This is a genomic window from Rhodobacter maris, assembly GCF_900217815.1.
In the GTDB taxonomy this organism is placed as follows: Bacteria; Pseudomonadota; Alphaproteobacteria; order Rhodobacterales; family Rhodobacteraceae; genus Rhodobacter; species Rhodobacter maris.
Genome location: NZ_OBMT01000003.1, coordinates 99,950 through 117,916 on the forward strand (window position 1 = coordinate 99,950; position 17,967 = coordinate 117,916).

Sequence of the window (17,967 nt, forward strand, 5' to 3'; positions counted from 1 at the left end):
GAGTGGCCCGGCGCATGCGCGTTCAGACTTCCTCGATCCGCAGCGCAACAGGTTGCCCCTCGACCACGCCGGTCGCGGGAAGCGCGGCAATCGCCACGTCGATCGCGTCGCGGGTGGTCTTGTGGGTGACGATCAGCACCGGGGCGGTGGTGTCGGCATGGCCGTATTGGCGCATGCGCGAGATCGATACCCCCGCATCACCGAGCGCCGCCGCAACTTTGGCGAGCGCGCCGGGTTTGTCGAGAAGTTGCAAGCGCAGGTAATAGGGCGCTGGGGCGGAGACCGCGGCCGGAATCGGATCGGCAAGCCGTGCGGCGGGCTGGCCGAAGGTGGGAAGCCGCGTGCCGCGCGCGATGTCAAGCACATCGCCCATCACCGCCGAAGCGGTTGGGCCTTCGCCCGCGCCCGCGCCACGCAGCACGATCTGGCCGACCGAGTCGCCCTCGATCACCACCATGTTGGTGCCGCCCTGCAACTGGCCGAGCGGCGAGGCGGCGGGCACGAGGCAGGGCATCATGCGCTGCTCAAGGCCGCGGCCGGTCATTTGCGCCACACCCAGAAGTTTGATCTTGTAGCCCATGTCGGCGGCGCGGCGGATATCGTCGATCGAGATGCAGCCGATGCCCTCGAGCACGACATGCTCGAAGCTCACCTTGGTGCCGAAGGCGATCGCGGCGAGGATCGAGAGCTTGTGGCCCGCGTCGATGCCCCCTACGTCAAGCTGCGGATCGGCCTCGAGATAGCCGAGCTGCCGCGCCTCCTCGAACACGGTCTCATAGGGGAGGCCCGCGGTTTCCATCCGGGTCAGGATATAGTTGCAGGTGCCGTTCATCACACCCATCACGCGGCGGATCGCATTGCCTGCGAGCCCTTCGGTGAGCGCCTTGATGACCGGGATGCCGCCCGCCACAGCCGCCTCGAAGCGGATCACCCGGCCCGCGCCTTCGGCCAGTTCGGCAAGTGCCTGACCGTGATGGGCGAGCAGCGCCTTGTTCGCGGTGACGACATCCTTGCCGGCTTTCAGCGCGGCCATCGTCGCGTCTTTCGCCGCGCCCTCATGCCCGCCCATCAGCTCGACGAAAACATCCACATCCTCGCGCGTGGCGAGCGCCACCGGATCGACCTCCCAGGCGTAACTGGAAAGATCCGCATCGCGGTTTTTGGTACGGTCGCGGGCGCTCACGGCGGTGATCACCACCTTGCGGCCGGTGCGCGCCTCGAGCATCTCGGCATGGCGCTGCACGATCTTCACCACGCCAATGCCGACGGTGCCGAGCCCGGCGATGCCGAGGCGGAGCGGGGATGCGTCGGGGGCGGACATGGGGACCTCGTGCGTCTGGTGAGCTTTCCGCCCTGTTAGCGGTTTGGCTGCGGGCTTGCAACGCGCCCGTGGCGCGCGCCCCTTGCCGGGGTCACGGGGTTTCGGCCCGCAGGGCGGCGGCGCGGGCCCGCAGTGCCGCGGCGCGGGCCTCAAGTTCGGGGGCCGGCGAGGGGGTGAGCGGCTCTTCGGCGAGGAGCGTATCGACCGGCACCAGCGCCGGATAAGCCTCCTGCCCGGCACTGCCACAGGCGGAAAGGAAAAACGGCACAAGCAGAAGGAACGGTCTGAGGCGCATGCGCTTTCCGGTCGGTTGCACGGGAGTCGGGTGGACTGGCGCCACCATAGGTGGGCGCGGCGGCGGGCGCCAGAGGCGTTCGGGGGCCCCCGGTTGTTTGCGGTTGAAGGCCGAAGCCGCGTTCAGATAGCGTGGCGCAATGGCACGCAAAACCGGCTCACATTCGGAAATCACCGGCCCGCGCATTCGCGCGGAGGCCTCTCGGCTCTTTGCCCGGCACGGATTCGCGGCGGTCTCGATGCGCCAGATTGCGGCGGCCGTCGGGGTGCAGGCGGGGGCGCTTTATCTCTACACCCCCGACAAGGAGGCGCTGCTCTTCGATCTTTTGAAGACACATATGGAGGAGTTGCTTGTCGCCTGGGCGGAGGAGCCGCGAGGAGACGGCGCGCTTGGTACGCTCGAATCCTTCGTGCGCTTCCATATTCGCTACAACCTGATGCGGGCCGAGGCGGTGTTCTTGAGTTACATGGAACTGCGCAACCTGAATGCCGCGAATTTCGCGGTGATCGAGGCGCTGCGCGGTCGCTATGAGGCCGAGCTTGAAACGATCCTGAAAGCGGGACAGGCGGAGGGCAGCCTCGTGCTGCCCGATACCAAGCTCGCGACGATGGCGATCATCGCAATGCTGACCGGGGTAACGACCTGGTATCGTGAGGGCGGGCGGCTGGGCCGTGAGACGGTCGAGACGATCTACTGGGACATGGTGCGCAAGGCGGTCGCGGCCTGAAGCGGAAACGGTCGCGGCGACGCGGGGGCCGGTTATTTGGTACTGTTCCAGACCGTCTGCGGGCCGCGCGGGCGGGTGACGACGAAATTCGAGAACCGCAGCTTCGAGCTCAACCCCTGCTGGGTCCAGGTCTCGCCATCCAGCAAAAGCGCCATGTCGCCGATGTCGAGGATCGGAAAATACGGGTAGGAGCTCTCCAGCACCACGGCCATGTCGCCCGGCGCGAGAATCGGGATCCGCTCATGCTCGGCATTGATCGAGGTGGTGGTATGCACCGAAACCCCGCTCGTCGCGGTGGTGTAGGAGGGCGCGGCGAGGGTGAAGGCTTTGCTCACGCCATCGCAATTGTCGGAGGTCTGGGCGCTGCAGGAGATCAACGTCAGCCGCAGCCAGGTGCCATCCGAGTCACTCGTATTGGAGATATAGTCGAAGACTTTCTTCAATCCGGTCACATAGGTCGGACCGATCGCGTTGCGCTCGCGCGAGATCAGATCGGCAACGGTATAGGACGCGCGCAACACCTGGGCGCGCATCCGGAACACATCATAGAACTGGAAGGCGATCGCGTACCAGCCAAGCAGCAACAGGCTGCCAAACAGCCCTTCGAAGACCACTGCGCCGTCGGTCTGACGCCAGAATTTGCGAAGCAGGCGTATCATGTCGGATCAGCTCCCGGGGCGCGGTTCGTTGACGAAAGCGGTCATCGACACAAGCGCCACCTGCCCCCCCGCATCGCGGGTGAGCGCGGCGGCGAGCGGGTTTATTTCCATCATCGTGTCGATCTTCAGGCAGGCGCGCAGGATCATCATCTGGTTCGAATCGCCCGCCTGAAGCTGCGGCGAGAGTTCCGCCGCCGAAGTTGAATCGGTGCAGAGCACGTCGGAGGCGCCGGTGCTCGTCCAGGTGTCGGTGTCGACCGGAAACACCTCGATCGCGAGCCGGTCCATGCAATTGCCGATGAACCCCATATTCTCGCAGACCGAGCGTTTGAGCGTGTCGTGATCGGGCAGATCGTCGATTCCCAGACGCAGGATCCGCGTCGTCAGATCAACGCCACGGTCAAGCAGGGTCTGTTTGACCGTCAGCATCTCGAGTTCGACGCTGGCGGCCATCAGCATGACGAAGAACGGCAACCACAGAAGCGCCGGGAGCGTTACCGCACCGTCTTCCGCGCGGAACCGGCGCAGGAGGGGCTGGGTGAGGCGCGAGGGGCGGGGTTTGGGCATCGCGGCCTCCTCAGTTTGTCAGCCGCAGCGCGTTCACCGCGGCGGCGATGGAGGCGAAGGCGTCGTCGATCTGGTCGGTGTCGATGTCATAGGCATAGGTTTCGGCGGTGGCGCAGGACGCGAGCAGTTCGATACTCGAGCTGGGGGCATCCACGGCCATGGTGAAGATCGTGATGTTCTGGTCTTTCGCCGCGGTGCACAGCGCATCAAGGGCGTCGTCCTTGTCGCTTGAGACCGACTGGATCGCCATCAGATCATAGATCTTGTTGTAGGCGGTGGAGCTGCCCCAGCCTTTCCAGCTTGCAATCGGCGGCACGAGGAAGGTCGAGATGATCGTATAGAGCTTGTCGTTGTAATCCCAGACCGTTTGCCAGGTGATCGGGTGAATCGTGCCCGAAAGGTTCGAGGACCAGGTCTTGTTTTTCATGCTGTAATAGGGGGCGCTTTTGCCGGGCACATAATAATAGAGATAGTTCCAGTAGGCGGAATTGCTCGACGAGGCAAAAGCCGTGGCGCTCTTGGTGGAGACGAAATAGCCCGAATAGACGCCCGCATTGCCGGTGCGGTAATCTGCCCCGGTCGAATAGGCAGAGGTGTTCTGGCCGTCGGTCATCAAGACCATCACCTTGAGGGCGATATCGTCAATGTCCTGGCTGCCGTCATCATAGGCAAAAGGCCGCCCGTCGAGGTCAGAACTTGCCGTGCCGTTCGCAATCATCGCGTCAAGGATCGGTTGGGCGGCCGGGTCGAGCAGCGCAAGCCCCCAACGGGCGCCGAAGTCAATCGAGGTGTTGCCGCCCGCGCTCAGGCCCGAGATCTTCGATTTCAGCGCCGTTTCGCTGTTGGAGAACGCAAGAACCTCGGCCTTGCTGCTTTCAACGCAGTTCGACAGGCTGCCGGAGTTGGGGTAGCTGTCGCCATGCATGGTGCGCAGCAGCGGCGTTGTATCCGAGATCTGGAAGTCGCCGTCCGACAAGAGCTCCACATCGGCGCAGGTGTTTTCCGTGTGATCGGTGGAAAGATTCAACAGCGAGGCAAAATCGTCGCCCAGTACCACCTGCTGGTTATAGGGGATGATCGACATCGACAACCGGCCCGCCGGGGCGCCCTCGGGCTGCACCGTGTCGAACATGGTCTCCACGAAATCGCTGGCTGCATTGCGCAAACGGCTGATCTTCGTGCCGCTCATGGAGCCGGAAATATCGAGCACCAGAGAGATTTCCACGTTGCCGACCGATTCGAGCGCCTGGCTGCGGCCGGCGGTCGAGAGCGATTCCAACCCCACCAGCGGGCCGAAGATCGTCGGCATATTGTCTTTCGTGGTGACGGTCACGCGGCGCCACTCGTCGAAATTGCCCTCATCGACGGTGGTGGTCACTTTCAGCGCGCCGAGCCCGGCTTTTTCGAGGTAATCCTGCACCACGAGTTCGGGGTCGAGATCCTGCGACAGCGAGGCGGCGGCGAGGGATGCGCGGTCGAGCGTGTTCTGGATCACCGCGCGGCGCTCCTCGATCCGCACGAAATCGATGGCAACCCCGGTACAGATCATCATCACCACAAAAAGCTGGAGTGACAGGATCAGCAGCCCGCCTTCCTCGTCGCGCAGCAGATCGCCGATCCGGCGTCGCACGGGACGGGGCGGGAGGGCCCGAGGCATGCGGTGCTTGCGCGGCTGATGCGCTGTCATGGCGTCATACTCCGGTTCGGCGCGGCAAGGGGGGCTGCGCACGGAAGAAAATTCCTCTCCTTATCGAGGGGGAAGGGGGCGGAAATGAGGCATCATGAGGGCCGCTTGGGCCGATTGGCACGTGTTCGGTCAACCGTCTTGTCCCGTGCCGTCGGGCGGTTTCGCCCCGCGCGACAATCTGGCACCGGGCCTGCCCGTCTCTTACCCGTTTCGTAATGCCATCAACCTTACCAAAACCCTGATTCGTCCCCGCTCTCTTCGCGTCGCCCCTCTCGACTCTGGTGCGACGAGGGCCGATACTGTCACCATGTCCCTGCCCCCCGGTTTCCTTGATGAGCTGCGCACCCGCGTGACCCTGTCCGATGTTGTCGGGCGCAAGGTGGTATGGGATCAGCGCAAATCGAACCGCGCCAAGGGCGATTACTGGGCGCCGTGCCCGTTCCATCAGGAAAAGTCGGCCTCGTTCCACGTCGATGACCGCAAGGGCTTCTATTATTGCTTTGGCTGCCACGCGAAGGGGGATGCGCTGGGCTTCATCAAGGAGACGGAAAACGTCTCCTTCATGGAGGCGGTGGAGATCCTCGCGCGCGAGGCGGGAATGCCGATGCCCGCGCGCGACCCAAAGGCCACCGAGCGCGCCGACCGGCGCACGGAGCTCGCGCAGGTGATGGAGGAGGCGGTAAAATACTACCGCCTGCAACTCAACACCCAGGCGGGGGCAGGCGCGCGCGACTATCTGGCCCGCCGCCGCCTTGGCGCCTCGGCACTTGAGCGCTTCGAAATCGGTTTCGCGCCCGACACCCGTCACGGCCTGTTTCAGGCGCTCACCGGCAAGGGGATCGCCCCCGATCTGATCGTCGAGGCCGGGCTCTGCATCCGCCCGGAGGATGGCGGCGCACCCTATGACCGGTTCCGGGGCCGGGTCATCTTTCCGATCCGCGATGCGCGGGGCCGCGCGATCAGCCTTGGCGGGCGGGCGATGGACCCGAATGCGCGGGCAAAATACCTCAACGGCCCCGAGACGCCGCTTTTTGACAAGGGGCGCAACCTTTACAACATCGGCCCCGCGCGCACCGCTTGTGGGCGCGGGCAAAAGCTGATCGTGGCCGAGGGCTATGTCGATGTGATCGCGCTGGTCGAGGCGGGGTTCGAGGGGGCAGTGGCGCCTTTGGGCACTGCGATCACCGAAGATCAGTTGCGGCTGATGTGGCGGATCGCGGAGGAGCCGCTGATCGCGCTCGATGGAGATGCGGCGGGACTGCGCGCCGGAATGCGGCTTGTCGATCTGGCTCTGCCGATGCTGGAGGCGGGCAAGGGGCTGCGGTTTGCGCTTTTGCCCGGCGGGCAAGACCCGGATGATCTCATTCGCGCCGAGGGGCGCGGCGCGATGGAAAAGGTGCTCGAAGGCGCGCGGCCGATGGTGGATCTGCTCTGGCGGCGCGAGACCGAGGGCAAGGTGTTTGACAGCCCCGAGCGCCGCGCGGCGCTCGACAAGATCCTGCGCGCGGCGCTTTTGCGCATCACCGATCCCTCGCTGCGCGCTCATTACGGGGCGGAAATCAAGCGGCTGCGCGAAGAGCTTTTCGGCACTGCGAGCCAGTGGCAACCGCCGCGGGCACGCGGCGCCTGGAAGCCCGGCAAGGGTCCGGCGCTGCCACTCCCCGCCACCCGCTCCACGCTTCTGGCCGCCGCCACCACCGATGCAGTGGCCGAGCAATTGCGCGAGACCATGTGCCTGGCCATTCTCGTGGCACATCCGGGGCTCGTGTCCGAGTTCGAAAGTCAGCTCGAGCGGATGCATCTCACCGACCCCGATTTTGACGCGGCGCTCGCGCTCATGCTCGCCCATGCCGCCGCTCCGCCCGCCGATCTTGCCGAAACGCTGGCTCAAGAGGCGGCACCGGCCCTTGAAAAGCTGCGCGTCCACCCCCATGTGCGCACCGCTCCCCCCGTGTTGCGCCGCGATGACACCGCTTTTGCCCGCATGTGTCTGGCAGAGGAATTGGCGAAACTCTCGGCCGCCCGCGCGGTGAAAGCAGAGATCGAGGACGCCATGGAAGCGCTCGAAGGCCTGGCCGACGAGGGCGTGACGTGGCGTATTACGCAGGCGACGAAGGCTTATCACCATGCCGAAAAGTCGAAAATCAACGATACCGCCGATCTCGGCGAGGATCGTGCGGCGATGTCGCAATTCCTGCAATCGCTGCTCGATAAACATTCGGGCCGCTGAAATGCGATGATTTGATTCGCCCTGTGATTCGCCGCTGTGATTCGATACAACGGCGGGAATCGATTCGATTCCGTTGCGCGAGGCCCCGCGCAGCGATGATTTGCCCGATGAAGCCCGATCAAGGAGCGCCCATGGCCGCCAAGGACATCGACGACACCAAGCCTGAGACCGCCGCCGACGAGGATACTTCCTTCGACATGAGCCAGGCCGCGGTAAAGCGGATGATCGCCGAGGCGAAGGAGCGGGGCTACATCACGATTGACCAGCTCAATGCCGTGATGCCGCCCGAACAGGTTTCGGGCGACCAGATCGAGGATGTGATGTCGATGCTCTCCGAGATGGGCATCAACGTGGTCGAGGGCGAGGAAGCCGAGGAGAGCGAGGGCGGCGAGGTGGTCGCCACCGGCTCCGGCTCGCGCGAAATCGCGGTGGCGGGCACCACTGCGGAAACGCTCGACCGCACCGATGATCCGGTGCGGATGTATCTGCGCGAGATGGGCTCGGTGGAGCTGCTTTCCCGCGAGGGCGAGATCGCCATCGCCAAGCGCATCGAGGCGGGCCGCAACACGATGATTGCGGGGCTCTGCGAGAGCCCGCTGACCTTCCAGGCGATCACCATCTGGCGCGACGAACTTCTCTCCGAAGAGATCTTGCTGCGCGACGTGATCGACCTTGATGCCACCTTCGGCCGCTCGATCGATGGCGAAGAGGACGAACTGGGTGAGAGCCCGGTTGACGGGCTCGACATGGAAGGCGCCGAACCCGGCGCGCAGCAGCCGCGCCCGGCCTCGAACGAGCCCGAATATGATGCGGACGGCAACCCGATCTCGCGCGTCGAAGAGGATGACGACGAGGATGACGGCTCCAGCATGTCGCTCGCCGCGATGGAAGCCGCGCTCAAGCCGAAAGTGCTCGAAACGCTCGACCAGATCGCCGATGATTACGCCCGCCTTGCCGAGATGCAGGACCAGCGCATGTCCGCGACGCTGAACGAGGACGGCACCTTCTCGGTGGCGGAAGAGGCCGCTTACCAGAAGCTGCGCTCGGAAATCGTTCTGCTCGTGAACGAACTGCATCTGCACAACAACCGCATCGAAGCGCTGATCGACCAGCTTTACGGTATCAACCGCAAGATCATGTCGATCGACAGCGGCATGGTGAAGCTTGCCGACAATGCCCGCATCCCGCGCCGCGAGTTCATCGACGAATACCGCGGCTACGAGCTCGACCCCACCTGGATGGACCGGATGGCCGCGAAATCGGGCCGGGCCTGGGCCACGCTGATGGAAAAGAGCCGCGACAAGCTGGAAGACCTGCGCTACGAGATGGCGCAGGTGGGCCAGTATGTCGGCGTCGATATTTCCGAATTCCGCCGCATCGTGAACCAGGTGCAGAAGGGCGAAAAGGAAGCCCGTCAGGCCAAGAAAGAGATGGTCGAGGCGAACCTGCGGCTCGTGATCTCGATCGCGAAAAAATACACCAACCGCGGCCTGCAATTCCTCGACCTCATTCAGGAAGGCAACATCGGCCTGATGAAGGCGGTCGATAAATTCGAATACCGTCGCGGCTACAAGTTCTCGACCTATGCGACCTGGTGGATCCGTCAGGCGATCACCCGCTCCATCGCGGACCAGGCCCGCACGATCCGCATTCCGGTGCATATGATCGAGACGATCAACAAGCTGGTGCGCACCGGGCGGCAGATGCTCCACGAGATCGGCCGCGAGCCGACGCCCGAGGAATTGGCCGAAAAGCTGCAGATGCCGCTCGAGAAGGTTCGCAAGGTGATGAAGATCGCCAAGGAGCCGATCAGCCTCGAAACCCCGATTGGCGACGAGGAAGACAGCCAGCTCGGAGATTTCATCGAGGACAAGAACGCGATCCTGCCGCTGGATTCCGCGATTCAGGAAAACCTGAAGGAAACGACGACGCGGGTTCTGGCCTCGCTCACGCCCCGCGAGGAGCGGGTGTTGCGGATGCGCTTCGGCATCGGCATGAACACCGACCACACGCTTGAGGAAGTGGGTCAGCAGTTCTCGGTCACCCGCGAACGGATCCGCCAGATCGAGGCGAAGGCGCTGCGCAAACTCAAGCACCCGTCGCGCTCGCGCAAGTTGCGCTCCTTCCTCGACCAGTAAGAGATCGCCAGATCTTTCAGCGCCCCCGAAGTTCGGGGGCGTTTGCTTTTGGGCGCATCGGTCGCAGGCGGGCGTTGCAAAAGCGTCATCCTCGCGGCGCATGATCGGGCCACCACTCTGGAACTTGCCGATGAAGCCCCGCGCCGCCGCCCTCGTTTTCCTGTTACCCGTATTGACCACGGGGGCGGCCTTCGCGCTGCCGATCCCCGATGGCGCGGGGCTCAGCGTGGTGCGCAAGGAATGCACCCGCTGTCACTCGCTGATGAAAATCGCAAATTGCGACGGCAAGACCCGCGCAGGCTGGGTCAAACATGTCGAGCGGATGACCGATATCGAGCGCCGCCCCGAGGCGATGAAAGCGGTGGTCGACTATCTCACCGAGCATTTCCCGCCTGACTGACTCTGGCGTGGCTCCCTGTCAGCTTGCTGTAAGCTCGCCACGCTAGCGGCGGGGGCGATGCGCCACCTGTCCCGCCGGTGCGAAACCCGTTAAACCGGGCCACGCCCCACCGCAGGAGAGGCGCCGGGAGTGAGGGACGGAAGGGAACGGATGTGCGTGAAGAGCTGCAACGGCTATTGCTGACCTGGGCAACGATCATCGGCATGGCGCTGGCGGCGGCCTGCCACTGGTTCTTGCCCGGTTTCGAGGAAGGCTGGGCCGAGGCCGCGGCGCTTCTCCTCGTGTTTCTCGCCGGTGGCGTGCCCGCAGCGCTGCGCGCGGGCGAGGCGCTTGTGAAAGAGCGCACCCTCGACATCGACCTTCTGATGGTGATCGCGGCGCTGGCCGCCGCCGCCGTTGGCGCCGCGCTCGAAGGGGCGGTGCTGCTCACGCTTTTCAGCCTGTCGACCACGCTTGAGCATCGCGCCATGGGCCGCACCCGCCGCGCCATCGAGGCGCTGATGGAATTGCGCCCGGACCGTGCCTTCAAGCGGGTGGGGGATGGTGTCGAGGAGGTTCCCGTCGAGAGCCTATGCCCCGGCGATGTGGTGATGCTGCGCCCCGGCGCACGGGTGCCGGTGGATGGTCGCGTGGTCGAGGGCGAGGGCTCGGTCGATGAATCCACCATCACCGGGGAATCGGTGCCGGTGCACAAGGCCCCCGGCGCGCAGGTGTTCGAGGCGACGGTGAACCTGCATGGCGTGCTCGCCGTCGAGGTGGCCCGCCCGCTGACCGAAAGCACCGTGGCGCGGATGATCGCTCTGGTCACCGAGGCACAGGCCGAGCGCGCGCCCTCCGAGCGCTTTTCCGAATGGTTCGGTCAGCGCTATACCGTCGCCGTTCTGGTGGGCGCGATCCTTGCTTTCGGTGGGTTTTTCGCGCTGGGCCATGATTGGCAGGTGTCCCTTTACAAGGCGGCCACGCTGCTGGTGGCGGCGAGCCCCTGTGCCATCGTGATTTCGGTTCCGGCGGCGATCCTCTCCGCGTTGGCGGCGGCGGCGCGGGGCGGGGTGCTCTTCAAGGGCGGGGCCGCGCTCGAAACCCTCGCCAAGGTCGAGACCTTCGCCTTTGACAAGACCGGCACGCTGACCACCGGCCAGCAGGAACTCGTCGAGATCCACGCGACCTGCGACGAGGCCGATTTTCTCGCGCGTCTCGCCGGGCTCGAGGCCCATTCCGAGCATCCGATTGCCGCCGCCATCCGGCGCGCCGCCGAGGCGCGCGGCATCGCCCCCGTGGCGGTGCGCGAGGCACGCGCGGTGCCGGGCGAGGGGATGGTCGGCGTTGACGAGACCGGCGTGATCTGGGCGGGCAACCTGCGGCTCGCCACCCGCATGGGCGCGAAGGCCGAGGCCGATGCCGCGAGCCAGGTGCCCGAAGGGCTTCATGCCGCGCCACGCACGCTGGTGTTGCTGGGCCGCGGCGCGCAGCTTCTGGGCGTTGCCGGGTTCGAGGACCGGCCGCGGGCCTCCACGCCGCACGGGCTTGGCGCGCTGCGTGCGGGCGGTGTTGGCGAGATCCTGATGCTGACGGGGGATCGGCGCGCGGTGGCCGAGCAGGTGGGGGCGGAGCTGCGCATCGCCCCCGCGGCAATCCACGCCGATTTGCGCCCCGAGGACAAGCTGCGCCTTGTGGGGGAGCTCGCAGGCAAGGGCCGGGTCGCCTTTGTGGGCGACGGGGTGAACGATGCTGCAGCACTTGCGCGCGCCGATGTGGGCATTGCCATGGGGGCGGCGGGCTCAGAAGTGGCGCTTCAGGCCGCCGATGTGGCGCTTCTCTCCGAAGACATCGGACGTCTTGCCGAGGCGCATCGGCTCGCCCGCCGCACCGCGACGATCATTCGCCAGAACCTGATTTTTGCGATGACGGCGATGCTCGTTCTGGTGATCTCGGGGCTTTTCTTCGCGTTGCCGCTGCCGATTGCGGTGATCGGCCATGAGGGGGGCACGGTGCTCGTCGTGCTCAACGGGCTGAGGCTCCTTGCGGACCCGATCCGCAAGGCGCGCGCCTGATCAGGCGGCCAGAAGCGGCAGCGTGACGCCCATCACCCAGGCGAGGGCCAGACCAAGCCCGAGCCCGGCGGCGCTGGCGCCCGTGCGCCGCGCCAGCCAGCGCCCGATCAGCCCCTGCCCGAGCCAGAACGCCAACAGCACCGGGATCGCCATCACCACAAAGAGCCGGTCCTGATCGCCCAGCGCCACCGCGCCGGCGAGTGAGGCAAGGGCCGCCAGCCGCGCCAGCGCCCGGCGCCAGAAGGCGGCGTTCCCCGCCTCGGTGAGCGCGGCATCGGCGAGCATGAAAGGCAGCGTGCCGCACAGCATGAGGGCGATCAGCCCGGCGCGCTCGGGCGAGGGCCAGAAGTTGATGAAATAGCGATCCATCGCGAAGCCGAAAACGCCAAGCCCCCAGATCAGGAAGAACGCGACCGCCTTCCCGTGCAGCCGCTTCAGCCCCGCGCCGCGCAGGAGCGCAAGTTGCAGCCCGCCGTAAAGCGCGAGATGGATGGTGAGATAAAAGACCGCCGTCACCCCGAGCGGGTTGACGCGCAGCGCCGCCAGCGCAAGCGGCGTGACGAGCGCGGGGGCGAGCGTGGCGATCAGGAAGCGGCGCCGGGGCAGGGGAATAAAGCCCGGCCCCTTTTTCAAAAGCGCAATCAGCGGATGCGCGAGGAGCACGATGCCGGTGAAAAGCGTGACGAGCCAGACCCCCATCGGGTCCACCGGGGCCTTGCTCTCGCGCCCGAAGGCGCGGTCGAGCCAGGCGCGGGCGGCGGTGATGGCGGCGGGGCTGTAGAGCACGCCCACATGCCCCACATGCGGTGCAACGACGGTTTGCCGTTCCACGCCATCGGCGGCAACCAGCGTGCCCTCCTTGGCCTCTGGCACCACCTGTTCGGCCGCCTTGCGCGCAAAGCCGCGCAGCATCCCCTCCCATTCGCCCGAGATGATCTCGAGCCGCGGCGGAAAATCGGGGGTGATCGCCTCCGAGAACGACGAGATTGCAACGACAGTGGCCACCGGCGTGCCCGCCTCCGCCTCTTCCTTGGCGGCGCGGATGATGATGTCGGTCGCCATCGAATGACCCAGAAGCGCCACCTCCGGCGCGCCCGGCAACGCGCGGGCGGCGGCAATCACCCGCCGCGTCTCGGCCATCAGATAAACCGTTGTCCCCTCGATCTTCGTCACATCGCCGCGCATCGGCACCGGGTTGCGGCCCTGCCCCTCGAAGTCAAACGCAAGGACGCGGTAGCCTGCCTGCGCAAGCCGGAAAGAATAGCCCTGCATGATCTGTCGCGAGCCGGCAAAGCCATGCGCAATGACCACCGCCGGGCCAGTGGCGCCGGGCTGCTGGTAAAGCGTGACCGGTGTCGGGCCGAGCGGGACGGGCCGGATCTCGAGCCCGGCGCGCTCCCGTTCCAGCAGGAACACCGAAACGACGATCAGGCCGAGGGCAAAAAGACCAAGGGCAGCATGGCGGAGCGGATGTCTCACGGGCGCGTCTCTGGTTGGGTGACGGGATCTTGGGTGGCAGGGGCGGCCTCAGTCTGACCGAAAGCGCGCGTGGTGCAAGCGGGCGCAAGCGCGCGGCGCCGGAGGTTGCGCAAGAAGCTGGCGGCCGCGCAAGAAAAAGCCCCCGCGCGGGGGGCTTTTCGCTTTGTGGTGGCGCCGGGGCTTATTTCGGCAAGATCCGCACGCCGCCTTTCGCCGCCGAGGAGGCCAGAAGCGCATAGGCCTTGAGCGCGGTCGAAACGGCGCGGGTGCGCGGCGCGGCCGGGGTCCAGGGCAGCGGCCCCTTGGCGGCGCGGCGCGCTTCCAGCACATCCTCGGCCACGGCAAGGTGGATGGTGCGGTTCGGGATGTCGATCTCGATCCTGTCGCCGGTTTCCACCAGCCCGATCAGCCCGCCTTCCTCCGCCTCGGGCGAGACGTGGCCGATCGAAAGACCCGAGGTGCCGCCCGAGAACCGGCCATCGGTCAGGAGCGCGCATTTCTTCCCCAGCCCCTTCGATTTCAGATAGCTCGTCGGATAGAGCATTTCCTGCATGCCGGGGCCGCCGCGCGGCCCCTCGAAGCGGATCACCACCACCTCGCCCTCGGTGACCTTGCCGGTGAGGATGCCCGAAACCGCATCATCCTGGCTTTCGAACACTTTCGCCGGGCCGGAGAATTTCAGGATCGACTCGTCCACCCCCGCGGTCTTCACGATGCAGCCGTTGAGCGCGATATTGCCAAAGAGCACGGCCAGCCCGCCATCTTTGGAATAGGCGTATTCCGCGGCGCGGATCACGCCCGTCTCGCGGTTGCGGTCCACCTCCTTGTAGCGGTTCTGGGTCGAAAACGCCTCGGTCGTGCGCACGCCCCCCGGCGCGGCGCGGTAGAACGTGTCCACCGCCGGGTCATTCGCCGTCATCACGTCCCATTTCGCGATCGCCTCGCCGATGGTAGCGGAATGGACGGTGCCGCAATCGCCGTGCAAAAGCCCCGCGCGGTGCATCTCGCCCAAGATCCCCATGATGCCGCCCGCGCGGTGCACGTCTTCCATATGCACATGCGAGACGGCGGGGGCGACTTTGCAGAGCACCGGCACCTTGCGGCTCAGACGGTCGATGTCATCCATGGTGAAATCGACCTCGCCCTCATAGGCGATGGCCAGAAGGTGCAGCACCGTGTTGGTCGAGCCGCCCATCGCGATATCGAGGCTCATCGCGTTTTCAAACGCCGCATGGGTGGCGATGTCGCGCGGCAGGAGGCCCTTTTCCTCGCCCTCGTAATGGCGCTTGGTGATCTCGACGATGCGGCGGCCCGCCTCAAGGAAGATCTCCTTGCGGTCGGCATGGGTGGCGAGCATCGAGCCGTTGCCCGGCAGCGCAAGGCCCAGCGCCTCGGCCAGGCAGTTCATCGAGTTGGCGGTGAACATGCCCGAGCAGGAGCCGCAGGTCGGGCAGGCGGCGCGCTCGATCTCGGCCACCTGATCATCGGTGTATTTATCATCTGCCGCGGCCACCATCGCATCGATCAGGTCGATGTCATGGGACATGATCGACGGGTCGATCTTGCCCGCTTCCATCGGCCCGCCAGAGACGAAGATCACCGGAATGTTGAGCCGCATCGCCGCCATCAGCATGCCGGGGGTGATCTTGTCGCAGTTGGAAATGCAGACCATCGCATCGGCGCAATGGGCATTGACCATGTATTCGACCGAATCGGCGATCACTTCGCGCGAGGGCAGAGAATAGAGCATGCCGTCATGGCCCATCGCGATCCCGTCATCGACGGCGATGGTGTTGAACTCCTTGGCAACACCGCCTGCCGCCTCGATCTCGCGGGCGACCATCTGGCCAAGGTCTTTCAGATGCACATGGCCCGGCACGAATTGCGTGAAGGAGTTGACGACCGCAATGATCGGCTTGCCGAAATCCCCGTCCTGCATGCCAGTGGCGCGCCACAGGCCACGGGCGCCGGCCATGTTGCGGCCATGGGTGGATTTGCGGGAACGATAGAAAGGCATCGGCTGTCTCCGGTCTGGCATGCGGCTGGCGCCCTTCTAACGCAGCGCGTCGCCGAATGCCATGCCGTTGCGAAAGCGACCGGAGCGCGGCCTTTCTCCGTTCGGTGTTCCTTCGGGCGGAGAACGGAATCGATCCCGAAAGGCAGGGCCACGGCAGGTCTGCGCCCAAGAAGACGGGAAAGATCCGCGCACCGCAATCGCGCAAGGCACGCGCAAAATTTTCGTGGCCCGGGAGTTGACAGGGCGGGGGACGATGACTAGATCGCCCTCCGTTGGCACTCAGCCGATGTGAGTGCTAAAAGCGACAACCTGGAACCTTAGGGAGTGACCCAGATGGCATTCAAACCGCTTCATGACCGCGTGCTGGTCAAGCGCGTGCAGAGCGAAGAAAAAACCAAAGGCGGCCTGATCATCCCCGACACGGCGAAAGAAAAACCGGCCGAAGGCGAGATCGTCGCGGTGGGTGAAGGCGCGCGCAAGGATTCGGGCGAGCTGATCGCTCCTTCGGTGAAAGTGGGCGACCGCGTCCTGTTCGGCAAATGGTCGGGCACCGAAGTGACGCTCGACGGCACTGAAATGCTGATCATGAAAGAGTCGGACATCATGGGGATCATCTCGTAATCGCGAGACGACCCTGATCCCCAACGATATTTGAAGGAGCCTCAACATGGCAGCCAAAGAAGTCAAATTCTCCACCGACGCCCGCGACCGGATGCTGAAAGGCGTCAACGTGCTCGCGGATGCGGTGAAAGTGACCCTCGGCCCGAAAGGCCGCAACGTCGTGATCGAAAAATCCTTCGGCGCGCCGCGCATCACCAAGGACGGTGTGACGGTCGCCAAGGAAGTCGAACTGGCCGACAAGTTCGAGAACATGGGCGCGCAGATGGTGAAGGAAGTCGCCGCGCGCACCAATGACGAGGCTGGCGATGGCACCACCACCGCCACCGTGCTCGCGCAGGCGATCATCAAGGAAGGCCTGAAATCGGTCGCCGCGGGCCTCAACCCGATGGACCTGAAGCGCGGCATCGACCTCGCCACCGCGAAAGTCGTGGAGTCGATCAAGGCCGCCGCCCGCCCGGTGAAAGACAGCGACGAAGTCGCGCAAGTCGGCACCATCTCGGCCAACGGCGAAGCGCAGATCGGCCGCTTCATCGCGGACGCGATGCAAAAGGTCGGCAACGAGGGTGTGATCACCGTCGAAGAAAACAAGGGCATGGATACCGAGGTTGAAGTCGTCGAAGGGATGCAATTCGACCGCGGCTATCTCTCGCCCTATTTCGTGACCAACCCCGACAAGATGATCGCGGATCTGGAAGACTGCTACATCCTGCTGCACGAGAAAAAACTCTCCTCGCTGCAACCGATGGTGCCGCTGCTCGAGTCGGCGATCCAGTCGACCAAGCCGCTCCTCATCATCGCCGAAGACGTGGAAGGCGAAGCGCTCGCCACCCTCGTGGTCAACAAGCTCCGTGGTGGTCTGAAGATCGCTGCCGTCAAGGCTCCGGGCTTCGGGGATCGCCGCAAGGCCATGCTGCAGGACATCGCGATCCTGACCGGCGGTCAGGTGATCTCGGAAGACCTCGGCATGAAACTCGAGAACGTCACCCTCGACATGCTCGGCCGCGCCAAGAAGATCTCGATCTCGAAAGAGAACACCACGATCGTCGACGGCGCTGGCGACAAGGCGGAAATCGACGCCCGCGTGGCGCAGATCCGCGCGCAAATCGAGGAAACCACCTCGGATTACGACCGTGAGAAACTGCAAGAACGCGTTGCCAAACTGGCGGGCGGCGTTGCGGTGATCCGCGTCGGCGGCATGACCGAAGTCGAAGTGAAAGAGCGCAAGGACCGTGTGGACGATGCGCTCAACGCGACCCGTGCGGCCGTGCAGGAAGGCATCATCGTCGGCGGCGGCGTCTCGCTCGTGCAGGCGGCGAAATCGCTCGACGGCGTGACCGGCGCCAATGGCGACCAGGATGCCGGTATCGCCATCGTGCGTCGTGCGCTCGAAGCGCCGCTGCGTCAGATCGCTGAAAACGCCGGTGTCGACGGCGCCGTGGTGGCTGGCAAGGTCCGGGAATCGGACGACCACACCTTCGGCTTCAACGCGCAGACCGAAGAATATGGCGACATGTTCAAATTCGGCGTGATCGACCCGGCGAAAGTCACCCGTACCGCGCTTGAAGATGCGGCGTCGGTGGCGGGCCTCTTGATCACCACCGAATGCATGATCGCCGAGAAGCCCGAGCCGAAACCGGCCGCGGGCGGCATGCCCGACATGGGCGGCATGGGCGGCATGATGTAATCCTGCCCCGGCAGCGAAACGCGAAGGGCGCCCGCAAGGGCGCCCTTTTGCATTGGCTTGGGGCATGGCACGGGCCGTGCCCCCTAGGGGA

At 65.2% G+C, this 17,967-nt stretch carries 14 protein-coding genes; 7 read left to right on the plus strand and 7 right to left on the minus strand.

Annotated elements, in window-relative coordinates:
- Positions 1–22 precede the first annotated feature (22 nt).
- Positions 23–1,321 carry a homoserine dehydrogenase gene (locus CRO22_RS06490; protein WP_097069323.1) on the minus strand — a complete coding sequence of 433 codons (1,299 nt, stop codon included), beginning with the start codon at positions 1,319–1,321 and terminating at the stop codon, positions 23–25.
- A gap of 91 nt (positions 1,322–1,412) precedes the next feature.
- Positions 1,413–1,616, minus strand: coding sequence for a hypothetical protein (locus CRO22_RS06495; RefSeq protein WP_097069324.1), 204 nt, complete (start codon positions 1,614–1,616; stop codon positions 1,413–1,415).
- Between the two features lie 139 nt (positions 1,617–1,755).
- Between CRO22_RS06495 and CRO22_RS06500 the strand changes: the two genes are divergently transcribed.
- Positions 1,756–2,343: a TetR family transcriptional regulator gene (locus CRO22_RS06500; protein WP_097069325.1), complete on the plus strand. Its 588-nt coding sequence runs from the start codon at positions 1,756–1,758 to the stop codon at positions 2,341–2,343.
- 32 nt (positions 2,344–2,375) lie between these two features.
- Here the strand turns inward: CRO22_RS06500 and CRO22_RS06505 are convergent, their stop codons facing one another.
- From CRO22_RS06505 to CRO22_RS06515, 3 genes are read right to left on the minus strand one after another with little or no spacing between them, the layout of a single operon-like run.
- The gene (locus CRO22_RS06505; RefSeq protein WP_097069326.1) at positions 2,376–3,002 is read right to left on the minus strand and encodes a hypothetical protein; all 627 of its coding nucleotides are present in this window, start codon (positions 3,000–3,002) and stop codon (positions 2,376–2,378) included.
- A gap of 6 nt (positions 3,003–3,008) precedes the next feature.
- Complete coding sequence (locus CRO22_RS06510) at positions 3,009–3,569, minus strand: TadE/TadG family type IV pilus assembly protein (protein ID WP_097069327.1); 561 nt, start codon at positions 3,567–3,569, stop codon at positions 3,009–3,011.
- Positions 3,570–3,579: 10 nt separating this feature from the next.
- A complete protein-coding gene (locus CRO22_RS06515; RefSeq protein WP_097069328.1) occupies positions 3,580–5,256 on the minus strand; it encodes a TadE/TadG family type IV pilus assembly protein in 1,677 nt (558 codons plus the stop codon).
- A gap of 307 nt (positions 5,257–5,563) precedes the next feature.
- Between CRO22_RS06515 and dnaG the strand changes: the two genes are divergently transcribed.
- The 4 genes from dnaG to CRO22_RS06535 all read left to right on the plus strand — a co-directional run bounded on the left by dnaG (position 5,564) and on the right by CRO22_RS06535 (position 12,075).
- On the plus strand, positions 5,564–7,486 hold the full coding sequence (dnaG, locus tag CRO22_RS06520) for a DNA primase (protein ID WP_097069329.1): 1,923 nt from the start codon (positions 5,564–5,566) through the stop codon (positions 7,484–7,486).
- 131 nt (positions 7,487–7,617) lie between these two features.
- A complete protein-coding gene (gene rpoD, locus CRO22_RS06525) occupies positions 7,618–9,624 on the plus strand; it encodes an RNA polymerase sigma factor RpoD (RefSeq protein ID WP_097069330.1) in 2,007 nt (668 codons plus the stop codon).
- A gap of 130 nt (positions 9,625–9,754) precedes the next feature.
- A complete protein-coding gene (locus CRO22_RS06530; protein WP_097069331.1) occupies positions 9,755–10,024 on the plus strand; it encodes a hypothetical protein in 270 nt (89 codons plus the stop codon).
- Between the two features lie 203 nt (positions 10,025–10,227).
- The gene (locus CRO22_RS06535) at positions 10,228–12,075 is read left to right on the plus strand and encodes a cation-translocating P-type ATPase (RefSeq protein WP_097069564.1); all 1,848 of its coding nucleotides are present in this window, start codon (positions 10,228–10,230) and stop codon (positions 12,073–12,075) included.
- Here CRO22_RS06535 and CRO22_RS06540 read toward each other — a convergent pair whose 3' ends face one another.
- Both CRO22_RS06540 and ilvD read right to left on the minus strand, forming a co-directional pair.
- A complete protein-coding gene (locus CRO22_RS06540) occupies positions 12,076–13,554 on the minus strand; it encodes an alpha/beta hydrolase (RefSeq protein WP_097069332.1) in 1,479 nt (492 codons plus the stop codon).
- Between the two features lie 181 nt (positions 13,555–13,735).
- Positions 13,736–15,571, minus strand: a complete 1,836-nt coding sequence (gene ilvD / locus CRO22_RS06545) for a dihydroxy-acid dehydratase (RefSeq protein ID WP_097069333.1) — start codon at positions 15,569–15,571, stop codon at positions 13,736–13,738.
- Between the two features lie 333 nt (positions 15,572–15,904).
- On the opposite strand from ilvD, the gene groES reads away from it, so the two are divergent.
- Complete coding sequence (gene groES, locus CRO22_RS06550; protein WP_097069334.1) at positions 15,905–16,192, plus strand: co-chaperone GroES; 288 nt, start codon at positions 15,905–15,907, stop codon at positions 16,190–16,192.
- Positions 16,193–16,238: 46 nt separating this feature from the next.
- Positions 16,239–17,876 (plus strand): chaperonin GroEL, encoded by a 1,638-nt coding sequence (gene groL / locus CRO22_RS06555; protein WP_097069335.1) that lies wholly within the window; start codon positions 16,239–16,241, stop codon positions 17,874–17,876.
- Positions 17,877–17,967 lie beyond the last annotated feature (91 nt).